This is a genomic window from Actinomycetes bacterium (genome assembly GCA_036510875.1).
Lineage (GTDB): Bacteria > Actinomycetota > Actinomycetes > Prado026 > Prado026 > DATCDE01.
The window spans coordinates 1-10,876 of sequence record DATCDE010000147.1; the positions used below are offsets into that span (position 1 = coordinate 1).

11 protein-coding genes are annotated in these 10,876 nt (G+C 71.9%); 3 read left to right on the forward strand and 8 right to left on the reverse strand.

Annotated elements, in window-relative coordinates; translation table 11 throughout:
* The 3 genes from VIM19_08720 to VIM19_08730 form a co-directional block, all read right to left on the reverse strand.
* A partial coding sequence (locus tag VIM19_08720; protein ID HEY5184965.1) for a protein-glutamate O-methyltransferase CheR occupies positions 1–990 on the reverse strand: 990 nt, incomplete at its 3' end.
* Positions 987–2,057, reverse strand: coding sequence for a chemotaxis protein CheB (locus VIM19_08725; GenBank protein ID HEY5184966.1), 1,071 nt, complete (start codon positions 2,055–2,057; stop codon positions 987–989). The genes VIM19_08720 and VIM19_08725, both read right to left, overlap by 4 nt.
* Before the next feature lie 91 nt (positions 2,058–2,148).
* Positions 2,149–2,853, reverse strand: a complete 705-nt coding sequence (locus tag VIM19_08730) for a hypothetical protein (protein ID HEY5184967.1) — start codon at positions 2,851–2,853, stop codon at positions 2,149–2,151.
* Between the two features lie 42 nt (positions 2,854–2,895).
* Here VIM19_08730 and VIM19_08735 point away from each other — a divergent pair, with 42 nt between their 5' ends.
* A complete protein-coding gene (locus VIM19_08735; GenBank protein HEY5184968.1) occupies positions 2,896–3,801 on the forward strand; it encodes an A/G-specific adenine glycosylase in 906 nt (301 codons plus the stop codon).
* A 56-nt stretch (positions 3,802–3,857) separates the two neighbouring features.
* On the opposite strand, the gene VIM19_08740 is transcribed toward VIM19_08735, so the two are convergent.
* From VIM19_08740 to lysX, 4 genes are all read right to left on the reverse strand, one after another.
* Positions 3,858–6,359 (reverse strand): ATP-dependent Clp protease ATP-binding subunit, encoded by a 2,502-nt coding sequence (locus tag VIM19_08740; GenBank protein ID HEY5184969.1) that lies wholly within the window; start codon positions 6,357–6,359, stop codon positions 3,858–3,860.
* A 402-nt stretch (positions 6,360–6,761) separates the two neighbouring features.
* Positions 6,762–7,085, reverse strand: a complete 324-nt coding sequence (locus tag VIM19_08745; GenBank protein HEY5184970.1) for an Lsr2 family protein — start codon at positions 7,083–7,085, stop codon at positions 6,762–6,764.
* A 107-nt stretch (positions 7,086–7,192) separates the two neighbouring features.
* A complete protein-coding gene (locus VIM19_08750; protein HEY5184971.1) occupies positions 7,193–7,693 on the reverse strand; it encodes an amino-acid N-acetyltransferase in 501 nt (166 codons plus the stop codon).
* Complete coding sequence (lysX, locus tag VIM19_08755) at positions 7,690–9,207, reverse strand: bifunctional lysylphosphatidylglycerol synthetase/lysine--tRNA ligase LysX (GenBank protein ID HEY5184972.1); 1,518 nt, start codon at positions 9,205–9,207, stop codon at positions 7,690–7,692. The genes VIM19_08750 and lysX overlap by 4 nt, the downstream gene beginning before the upstream one ends.
* A gap of 37 nt (positions 9,208–9,244) precedes the next feature.
* On the opposite strand from lysX, the gene VIM19_08760 reads away from it, so the two are divergent.
* Positions 9,245–9,997: a class I SAM-dependent methyltransferase gene (locus VIM19_08760; GenBank protein HEY5184973.1), complete on the forward strand. Its 753-nt coding sequence runs from the start codon at positions 9,245–9,247 to the stop codon at positions 9,995–9,997.
* 10 nt (positions 9,998–10,007) lie between these two features.
* A complete protein-coding gene (locus VIM19_08765) occupies positions 10,008–10,481 on the forward strand; it encodes a hypothetical protein (GenBank protein HEY5184974.1) in 474 nt (157 codons plus the stop codon).
* Between the two features lie 58 nt (positions 10,482–10,539).
* On the opposite strand, the gene VIM19_08770 is transcribed toward VIM19_08765, so the two are convergent.
* A partial coding sequence (locus VIM19_08770) for a type III pantothenate kinase (protein HEY5184975.1) occupies positions 10,540–10,876 on the reverse strand: 337 nt, incomplete at its 5' end.

The following is a 10,876-nucleotide window of genomic DNA, read 5'->3' on the forward strand; positions in this document are numbered from 1 at the left end:
CGGTCGCATCGGGCCGGTCGGCCGCGTGCCGGTCCGGTTGGCCGAGCCGGCCGCGGCCCGGCGCGGGCGCAGGCGCGGCCGGGCCACGGAGCGCAGCCGCAGCTCGGCCGGCGACGGCGGGGTGGCCGTGGACGCCAGCGCCGTCGCCGCCGCGGTGGCCGGCCGGTAGGCGAAGACCTCGCCCACGGGCACCGCGACGAAGGACTCGCTGACCTGCCACAGGTTCTCGGTCGGGCCCATGAGCAGCCAGCCATCGGGGCCGAGCACCTCGCGGAAGCCCTCGACGACCGAGCGGGTGGTGACCCTGGAGAAGTAGATGGTCACGTGCCGGCAGACGACCAGGTCCACCTGTCCCGGGCCGAACGGCAGCGGGTCGGTCACCAGGTTGTGGTGCACGAAGGTCACCAGCTGCCGAACCTCGTCGCGCACCAGGTGGCTGCCGTCCGGCTCCGGCTGCAGCCAGCGGCCGATTGCCGACGGGTCGGCCAGCTCGATGGTGCGGCCCGAGTAGCTGGCGGCCGCGGCCACCTCGAGGGCCGCGGTGGAGACGTCGGTGGCGAGCACCTGCACCCGAGGCGGCAGGCCGAGCCGGCCGGCGGCCTCCAGCGCCAGCATGGCCAGGTTGAACGGCTCCTCGCCCGTCGAGCAGCCGGCGCTCCAGACGACCAGGTCGCGGTTCTCGGCCGCGGCCCGCCGCAGCAGGGGCGGCAGCAGCTGGTCACGCAGCGCGTCCAGCTGCGGCCGGGCCCGGTGGAAGTGGGTCTCCTGGATGGTGACGGCGTCCAGCAGCCGCTGCTGCTCGCTCGCCCCGTGCGGGGAGCGCAGCAGCGCGAGGTAGGTGGGGACGTCGGGGCTGCCGGTCTCGCTGAGCTGCTCGTGCATCGCCGCGGCCAGGGAGGGACGGCGGCTCTCGTCGAACTCCAGGCCGGCGGTGCGGCGCAGGTGGACGCGGAGCGCGGCGAACTCGGCGTCGCCGAGCAGCCGGCTCACGGGGTCGCCTCGGTCCGTGGCGCCGAGCGGCTGGCCGAGGTCACGATCGCCCGGCCGATGTCACCCAGCGGCAGCTCGGCTGCGACAGCGTCGAGCTGACGGGCGGCTCCGGGCATGCCATACACGACGCTGGTGGCCTCGTCCTGGCCGATCGTGTGCGCGCCGACGTCCCGCAGCGCGCGCAGGCCGGCCGCGCCGTCGCGGCCCATGCCGGTGAGCAGCACGCCGATGGAGGACCGGCCGCACTCCTCGGCCACCGACCCGAAGGTGGCGTCAACCCCCGGCACGTGGAACTGCCCCTGCGGCGGCTCGACCAGGGCGATCCGGTGCCCGCGGCGGACCAGCAGGTTCAAGCCGGCCGGGGCCAGGAAGACGGTGCCCTCGACGAGCCGTTCGCCGTCCGCGGCCACGACGACCCGCAGCGCGCAGATGCCGTCCAGCCAGCGGGCCAGCCCCTCGACGAACCCCTCGGCCATGTGCTGGACGACGATGACGGCGGCCGGGAACTCGGTCGGCAGCTCGCGCAGGATCGTGGCCAGCGCCGGGGGCCCACCGGTCGAGGCGCCGATCGCCACCACGCGCGGGCCGCGCATGCTGCGCCGGTCCGCGAGCCCGCGCTGCCGGAGCCGGGCCCGCGGATGGGTGATCACCGGCACCCGGCTGGCCACCCGAAGGTGGCGCTGCAGCAGGATGCTGTAGGCCGGGGTGCCGGCGCCGACGTCGAGCGCCCCGACCACGTCGACAGCGCCGGCCGCGATGGCCGCCTCGGGGTGCTCCGCGGCCGCGCCGCACACGACGATGGGTGTGGGCCGGCCGGCCATGATCCGCTCGATGGCGTCCAGCCCGCCGCCAAAGAGGTCCAGGTCCACCAGGACGGCGTCCGGGCGGGTCTCCCGCACCAGCTCCTCGGCCGACTCGCTGTCGCACGCGCCGCCGACGACCGAGAAGGCCTCGCTGCGCACCAGACCCGAGAGCTGGCGCAACCGGGTCTGGGTGCCGGCCACCAGCGCGACGGTGACCACCGGCACCGGCGTCCCGCCGAGCTCCTCGACCGACGACGCCGACACAGCACCCTCCGCTTCGCACGCGGTCAGCCGCGCAGGGACCGCCGTCGTTGCTGTGTCGTCCGGTTCCGGCTCGCCCTTGAGGGCCTCCAGGTCACTGCAGGGTGAAGGTGGCCGGAGGGGAGACGAGAGTGAGGTCGCGGGCCACCACCGAGTAGGAGCCAGCGGCGGCGGACGGCTGGTTCGCGGGGCAGCCGGGCTGGGAGGAGACCCGGGCCCACTGCACGGTCGCGGTGAAGGTCTGGCCAGGCGTCAGGGTCCGCAGGTCGGAGGCTCCGCCGGGCGAGCAGTGGTCGGAGGACCACACCTCCACTCCCCCGGAGATGACTCGCAGCTCCAGCGCGTCCTGGCCGACGTTGCGGCGGCAGTCGCGGGTGCCGGTGTTGCGCACGGCCAGGGTGAACTTGGGCTGCTGGCCGGCCGGGTAGGTCGGGTGGTCGGTGCGCACCGCGATGCTCAGCTGGGCGTCCGCGCACAGCGGGGCCGTGGACGCGCTCGCGGTGGCACTCGCCGTGTCCGTCGGCCTGGCCGAGGCGGTCGGGGTGGCCGACTTGGCCGGCGTCGGGCTGCTGGCGGCCACCGGGCTGCTCGGCGCGGCGCTGGTCGGGCTGCTGGCGAGCGCCGCCGGGCTGGACGGGGGGCCGGCACCCGCCTGCTTGTCGGTGCCCGGGCCGGCCACCGCGCGCACCGCCCACCCGACGGCGACGACGATGACCACGAGCACGACGAGCGCAAGGGCGCGACGCAGCCAGTAGGCACCCGGGGGCAACGGCCCGACAGGGTGCAGCAGCGACCCCATGCGGGTCAGCCTAGGGCCGGCGCATGGGACGATGCGCACGCCATGCCCGAGCTGTCCTCCCCCGATCTCGGGCCCGACCGGCTGCACGAGTCGGTGCTGGCCTGGTACGACGACCACGCACGCGACCTGCCGTGGCGCCGTCCGGGGACCACGGCCTGGGCCGTCCTGGTCAGCGAGGTCATGCTGCAGCAGACCCCCGTGGAGCGGGTGCTGCCGGTCTTCGCCGCCTGGCTGGACCGCTGGCCCGAGCCGGCCGCGCTGGCCGCCGACGCCCCCGGGGAGGCGGTGCGGATGTGGGGGCGCCTCGGCTATCCGCGCCGGGCGCTGCGGCTGCACGCGGCGGCGACGGGGTGCGTCCAGGAGCACGGCGGACGGGTGCCTGACGACGTGACCGCGCTGCGAGCGCTGCCCGGCGTCGGCGAGTACACCGCCGCGGCGGTGGCGTCCTTCGCCTTCGCCCAACGACACGTGGTCCTGGACACCAACGTGCGGCGCGTGCACGCGCGCGTAGTCGGCGGGGTCGCCTTCGAGCCACCCGGCGGGACGACGGCAGCCGAGCGCCGGGCGGCCGCGAAGCTGCTGCCCGAGCGCCCCGAGGCGGCCGCGCGGTGGGCGGTCGCGGTCATGGAGCTCGGCGCGCTGGTCTGCACGGCCCGTACCCCCGACTGCGCCCGCTGCCCGCTGTCACGCGAGTGCCGCTGGCACCGGGCTGGCCGGCCGGCCTGGACCGGCCCCCCACGACGAGGCCAGCGCTACGACGGCACCGACCGGCAGGCCCGCGGCCGGCTGCTCGCCGTGCTGCGCGACGCCGTGGGCGCCGTCCCCGGCGCGACGTTGGACGCCGTCTGGCCGGACGCCGTCCAACGCGCCCGCGCCCTCGACGGCCTGGTGACCGACGGCCTCGTCGAGCCCCTCCCCGAGAACGAGTACCGCCTGCCCGGAAGTTGACCCGGTCTGGTGACGGCCAGTCACCAGGCAGGGTCGACTTCCGCGAACCCGGGGGGTCAGTCGGAGGTGCCGGCCGTCTCCACGGGGGGGAGGTCCGGCAGCGCGGACTGGACCTCGCCGCTGAAGGTGAAGGCAGCCGACTCGCCCTCGCCCTCGACGTCCACGACGATGATCTGGCCGGGCCGCAGCTCGCCGAAGAGGATCTTCTCGGACAGCTGGTCCTCGAGCTCGCGCTGGATGGTCCGGCGCAGCGGCCGGGCCCCGAGCACCGGGTCGTACCCGCGCTTGGCCAGCAGCTCCTTGGCGGCCGTGGTCAGCTCGATCGCCATGTCCTTGTCCTTTAGCCGATCGTCGAGCTTGGCCACCATCAGGTCCACGATGGTGACGATCTCGTCCGGGGTCAGCTGGTGGAACACGACGATGTCGTCGATGCGGTTGAGGAATTCCGGCCGGAAGTGCGACTTCAGCTCATCCTGCACCTTCGCCTTCATCCGCTCGTACCCGCTCTGGGTGTCGCCGGAAACGGCGAATCCGAGGTTCTGGCCCTTGGAGATATCGCGGGTACCGAGGTTCGTGGTCATGATGATCACGGTGTTCTTGAAGTCGACCACGCGACCCTGGGCATCGGAGAGCCGACCATCCTCAAGCACCTGCAACAGCGAGTTGAAGATGTCCGGGTGCGCCTTTTCGATCTCGTCAAACAAGACGACGGAGAACGGCTTGCGACGCACCTTCTCGGTCAGCTGGCCGCCCTCTTCATAACCCACGTAGCCGGGCGGCGAGCCGAACAGCCGAGACACCGTGTGCTTCTCCGAGTACTCGCTCATGTCCAGCTGGATGAGCGCGTCCTCGTCGCCGAACAGGAACTCCGCCAGCGTCTTGGACAGCTCGGTCTTCCCGACGCCGGACGGGCCGGCGAAGATGAACGACCCACCGGGCCGCTTCGGGTCCTTCAGGCCGGCCCTGGTCCGCCGGATCGCCTGCGACAGCGAATGGATCGCCTGCTCCTGGCCGATCACGCGCTTGTGCAGCTCGTCCTCCATGCGCAGCAGCCGCTGGCTCTCCTCCTCGGTGAGCTTGAACACCGGGATGCCGGTCTGCGTCGCCAGCACCTCGGCGATGAGCTCCTCGTCGACCTCGGCGACGACGTCCATGTCGCCGGCCTTCCACTCCCGCTCCCGCTGCGCCTTCTCCTGCAGCAGGGTCTTCTCCTTGTCGCGCAGCGCAGCCGCCTTCTCGAAGTCCTGCGCGTCGATCGCGGACTCCTTCTCCCGGCGCACGCTGGCGATCCGTTCGTCGAACTCACGCAGGTCCGGCGGCGCGGTCATCCGTCGGATCCGCAGCCGCGAGCCGGCCTCGTCGATCAGGTCGATCGCCTTGTCCGGCAGGAACCGGTCGCTGATGTAGCGGTCGGCCAGGTTGGCCGCCGCCACCAGGGCGCTGTCGGTGATTGACACTCGGTGGTGCGCCTCGTAGCGGTCCCGCAGGCCCTTGAGGATCTCGATGGTGTGCGCGATGGTCGGCTCGGCCACCTGGATCGGCTGGAACCGCCGCTCCAGGGCGGCGTCCTTCTCCAGGTGCTTGCGGTACTCGTCCAGCGTGGTGGCGCCGATGGTCTGCAGCTCGCCACGGGCCAGCATCGGCTTGAGGATCGAGGCGGCGTCGATGGCGCCCTCGGCGGCACCCGCGCCCACGAGCGTGTGCAGCTCGTCGATGAACAAGATGATGTCGCCGCGGGTGCGGATCTCCTTGAGGACCTTCTTCAGCCGCTCCTCGAAGTCACCGCGGTAGCGGCTGCCGGCGACCAGCGCGCCGAGGTCGAGGGTGTACAGCTGCTTGTCCTTCAGCGTCTCGGGGACGTCGCCCTTGACGATGCCCTGGGCCAGCCCCTCGACGACGGCGGTCTTCCCGACGCCGGGCTCCCCGATGAGCACCGGGTTGTTCTTGGTGCGGCGGGACAGCACCTGCATGACCCGTTCGATCTCCTTCTCGCGCCCGATGACCGGGTCGAGCTTGCCCTCGCGGGCGGCCTGGGTCAGGTTGCGACCGAACTGGTCGAGCACCAGCGAGGTGGACGGCGCCTCGGCGGACGGTCCGCCGGCCGCGGCCGGCTCCTTGCCCTGGTAGCCGGACAGCAGCTGGATCACCTGCTGGCGCACCCGGTTGAGGTCCGCACCCAGCTTGACCAGCACCTGCGCGGCGACGCCCTCGCCCTCGCGGATCAGGCCGAGCAGGATGTGCTCGGTGCCGATGTAGTTGTGCCCCAGCTGCAGCGCCTCACGCAGCGACAGCTCGAGGACCTTCTTGGCGCGCGGGGTGAAGGGGATGTGACCGGACGGCGCCTGCTGGCCCTGCCCGATGATCTCCTCGACCTGCTGGCGGACGGCCTCCAGCGAGATGCCCAGCGACTCGAGGGCCTTGGCAGCGACGCCCTCGCCCTCGTGGATCAGCCCGAGCAGGATGTGCTCGGTGCCGATGTAGTTGTGGTTGAGCATCCTGGCCTCTTCTTGGGCCAGGACGACGACCCGCCTCGCGCGGTCGGTGAACCTCTCGAACATGTGCAGCAACTCCTCACCGAACGATTCAGACGGGCCGTGGCGACCACGGTCCTCCGTGCCGATGCTAGCCCCGCGGGGGGCAACTCCCGTCTCAGGTGTCCGTACCGATACCGCCGGCCGGCCGGCCGGGCCCATGAGTGCGAACTCCCGTTCAGCGCGAATGCTTCCGGGCTGGCGTCCGCCAGCGGCGAACAGCCGCGGCGCGTCCGCCGACCACCACCCGTGCGGAGCAATCCGGCCGGAGGGATGGGAACAACGCGGCGCTGGGGCTACGTTATGGAGTGCGTCGGTCCGGCCGGTACCCCGGGCCCCATCAATAGCCGCTACGAGCGAGCCACGCGCCGAGAGGCGTCCGACCGGACCGACGTCGATCACCTGATCACTGCGACCAGGGCCGACGCGCTAGTGCGCCGCCTCGTACTGAGCCAAGATCTCGGCCGGGATCCGGCCGCGCTCGCTCACCGCGAGCCCCTGCTCCTTCGCCCAGGCGCGCACGTCTGCGCTGGAGCCGCCGCGGGACGCCGCCCGCCGGGTGCCCCGCCGGGCGCGACCACCCGCACGCCGGGCCGTGCCCACCCACGGCGCGAAGTCCTCGCGCAGCTTGGCGGCATTCTTCGTGGACAGGTCGATCTCATAGCTCACACCGTCGAGGGAGAAACTCACTGTCTCCTCGGCGGTACCGCCGTCGACATCGTCGACAAGGACAACTTGGACTTTCTGCGCCATTTGTGGCCCACAATCTCTCAGGGGAATTGTTGCCGAGAGAAATCCAATCAGTCCGCCTGGACTTCGGCAAGTCGGCAAAGATGTACTCGTCAATATCCAAACAATTCCTACGACAGATCGAGGAGCATTCGAGTGTTTCCCAGCGTGTTCGGTTTCACCCGCTCCAGACCGAGAAACTCGGCCACACCCTCGTCATAGGACTGCAGCAGCTGCTCGTAGACGTCATGCGTCACCGGTGTCTCCTCGATGACCCGGAATCCCTGGGCGCCGAAGAACCCGGTCTCGAAGGTCAGCACGAAGACCCGCGAGACGCCGACGTCGCGCGCCTCCTGCAGCAACCGGTCCAGCAGCAGCCGGCCGAGGTGGTGGCCGCGCAGCGCGGGGTCGACCGCGATGGTGCGCACCTCGGCGAGGTCCTCCCACAGCACGTGCAGGGCGCCGCAGCCCACCACCTCGCCGTCCCGCTCGACGACGAAGAACTCCTGGATGTCCTCGAACAAGGTGACCGTCGCCTTGGACAGCAGCCGCCGGTCCTGTGCGTAGATGTCGATCAGCCGCCGGATCGACCGGACGTCCCCGGTCCGAGCCCGGCGGACGACGTCGGTCACTGCGGCTTCACCAGCGGGAACAGGATGGTATCGCGGATGCCCAGCCCGGTCAGGGTCATCAGCAGCCGGTCGATCCCCATGCCCTGGCCGCCCGCGGGTGGCATGCCGTACTCCAGCGCCCGCAGGAAGTCCTCGTCCAGCTGCATGGCCTCCTCGTCGCCACCGGCCGCGCGCAGCGACTGCTGGTAGAACCGCTCCCGCTGGTCGAGCGGGTCGATCAGCTCCGAGTAGCCGGTGCCCTGCTCGGCGGCCCAGCAGACGAGGTCCCACTTCTCCGTGAGCCGCGGGTCGCTTCGGTGGACCCGGGTGAGCGGGGCGTTGTCCTTGGGGAAGTCCTGGTAGAAGACGGGGGTCGTCGTCAGGGACTCCACCACCTCGACGTAGATCTCCTCGATCAGCATGCCGGCGCTGGCCTCGCTGGGCTCCTCGAGGCCGAGCGACTGCGAGATCGCCCGCAGCTTGGCCATCGGGGTGTCCAGGTCGATGCGCTCCCCCAGCGCCTCGCTGACGGCGTCGAACATGGACTTGACCGGCCAGTCGCCGGACAGGTCGAACTCCTCGACCGAGCCGTCCTCCTGAACCCGGCGGGCCACCGGGGCGCCGAACACGGCCGTGGCCGCGTTCTGGATGATCTTCTGGGTGAGCACCCGGACGGTGTCGTAGTCGCCGTACGCCTGGTACATCTCGAGCATGGTGAACTCGGGGTTGTGCGAGGAGTCGGCGCCCTCATTGCGGAAGTTGCGGTTGATCTCGAAGACCCGCTCGGCACCGCCGACAAGCAGCCGCTTGAGGTACAGCTCAGGGGCGATCCGAAGGTAGAGCGGCATGTCGTAGGCGTTGATGTGCGTCACGAACGGTCGGGCGTTCGCGCCGCCGTGCAGCACCTGGAGGATCGGCGTCTCGACCTCGATGAAGCCGTTCGACTGCAGCGTCTCTCTGATGCTGCGGACGACGGCAGACCGCATCCGCAGCATGTCGCGGGCCTCGGGCCGCACGATCAGGTCGACGTAGCGCTGCCGGACCCGCTGCTCGGGGTCCTGCAGGCCCTTGTGCTTCTCCGGCAGCGGCCGCAGCGACTTGCTGGTGATGGTGAACGTGTCAGCGAGCACGCTCAGCTCACCCCGTCGGGAAGTGATGACCGCGCCCTCGACGCCCACGTTGTCGCCGAGGTCGACGTCGGACTTCCAGCGGTCCAGCAGCTCCTGGCCGGCACTGTCCAGCGTGGCCATCACCTGCAGGTCACCCGTGCCGTCCCGCAGCGTGGCAAAGATGATCTTTCCACTGACCCGGTTGAGCACCACCCGGCCGACGACGCCGGCCCGCTCGCCGGTCGCCGTGTCCGGGTCCAGCCCGGCGAATCGCTCCTGCAGCTCGGCGTTCGTGGCAGTGCGGGGAAAGCCGAACGCATAGGGGTCGCGACCCTCGGCGCGCAGCCGGTCCAGCTTCTCCCGACGCACCCGCATCTGCTCGGGCAGGTCGTCGACGTCGGGGAGGCCGTGGGGCTGGTCGCTCATGGGCCGCAAGGCTACCGACCGGCTAGCGTGACCTGCCGTGGAACCTGCCTGGAAGGACCGCCGGACGTCGTTCGGCAGCGCAGCCGAGCAGTACCACCGGTTCCGGCCGGACTACCCGGCCGCGGCGCTGCGCTGGGCGCTGGGCGACGCGCCGCTCGTGGTGCTCGACCTGGGCGCCGGGACCGGGCGGCTGGGTGCCGTCGTGCACGCGCTCGGCCACCAGGTGGTCGCCGTCGAGCCGGACCCCGGCATGCGGGCGGTCGCCGAGCTGGAGCTGCCGGGCCGGGTCCGCGAGGGCAGCGCCGAGGCGATCCCGGAGGTCGACGGGGCGGTCGACGCCGTCGTCGTGGGGCAGGCGTTCCACTGGTTCGACCGGCCCCGCGCCCTGCCCGAGATCGCCCGCGTGCTGCGGCACCCCGGTGGCGTGCTGGCCATGCTGTGGAACGTCCGCGACGACCGGGTGGACTGGCTGGCCGAGCTGACCACCCTCACCGGGGGTGAGGACGGCATCAGCAACTGGCCCAAGGAACCGGACTACGAGGTGGGTCCTTGGTTCGAGCCGCTGGTGGCCGAGTCCTTCCCCCACGAGAAGGAGATGGACGCCGACACCCTGGTGGGCCTGGTCGCCTCCTGGTCGAAGGTCGCGCTGCACCCGGAGCGGGACCGGATCCTCGCCCGGGTCGCCGAGCTGGCCCGGACGCACCCCGACCTGGCCGGCCGGGACCGGTTCCCCCTTCCCTACGTCACCAAGGTCTACCGAACGGTCGTGACGGGATACCCCCCGGGGTAGGCTGGTGGGTATGGCCCACGCCCGCGCCTGCGCCCCGGGATCCGCTTGTGACCTGCTCCCCCGCGCCGTCCGGCTGGGGCTGCCCGCCGGTCTGCTCGCGGTCGCGACCGGCTGGCTGGTCGGCCGGCTCGGCCTGGCCACGGACGCGGCGACCGCGCTGCGCTATTCGCCGACGGCGTCCGTGATCGACCAGCTGCTGCTGTCGGTCGCGGTGGCGTTCGGCTTCCTGCTGCTCCTGCGGCTGCCCCGGATCCCGCTGCCCTGGCTGGTCACCGGCGTGGTCGCCGTGGGCTGGGCCGTGGCCGGGACCGGGGACGTCGCCCGCTTGGCCGCCTGGGTCGTCCTCGGCCTCGGGCTGCTGGTGCCGACCATGCGGCTGGACCGGCGCTCCGGCCAGAGCCCCGCGGCCGACAGCATGGCCGCTGCCGCGGAGGCTCAGGGTCTCGCCGTCCTGCCCGCCCAGGACCGGCTGCGGATCCGCTAGCCCCCCACGACCTGTCAGGGTGACGACGAGCTATCCGTCGTCCTCACCCTGACAGGTGTCAGTGGGTGCGGTCGAAGACCAGTCGCAGGCCGATCAGGGTGAGGTTCGGCTCGTGGTGGGTGATCGTCTCCGACTCGGGGACGACGACCGGGGCGAGGCCCCCGGTGGCCACGACGGCGGTGACCGGGCCGATCTCGGCCACGATCCGGCGGACCAGACCGTCCACTTGCCCGGCGAACCCGTAGACAGCGCCGGACTGCAGCGCCTCCACGGTGTTCTTGCCCACCACCGACCGCGGCCGGACCAGCTCGACCTTGCGCAGCTGGGCGGCGCGCGCCGCCAGCGCGTCGATGGAGATCTCGATGCCGGGGGCCAGCGCCCCGCCGAGGAACTCG

What these genes read in the sequence shown, in the direction of transcription:
- VIM19_08730 (HEY5184967.1), bottom strand. Translation starts at nt 2,853, where the DNA reads ATGGGGTCGCTGCTGCACCCTGTCGGGCCGTTGCCCCCGGGTGCCTAC.
- VIM19_08735 (HEY5184968.1), top strand. Translation starts at nt 2,896, where the DNA reads ATGCCCGAGCTGTCCTCCCCCGATCTCGGGCCCGACCGGCTGCACGAG.
- VIM19_08745 (HEY5184970.1), bottom strand. Translation starts at nt 7,085, where the DNA reads ATGGCGCAGAAAGTCCAAGTTGTCCTTGTCGACGATGTCGACGGCGGT.
- lysX (HEY5184972.1), bottom strand. Translation starts at nt 9,207, where the DNA reads ATGAGCGACCAGCCCCACGGCCTCCCCGACGTCGACGACCTGCCCGAG.
- VIM19_08765 (HEY5184974.1), top strand. Translation starts at nt 10,008, where the DNA reads ATGGCCCACGCCCGCGCCTGCGCCCCGGGATCCGCTTGTGACCTGCTC.
- VIM19_08740 (HEY5184969.1), bottom strand. Translation starts at nt 6,359, where the DNA reads ATGTTCGAGAGGTTCACCGACCGCGCGAGGCGGGTCGTCGTCCTGGCC.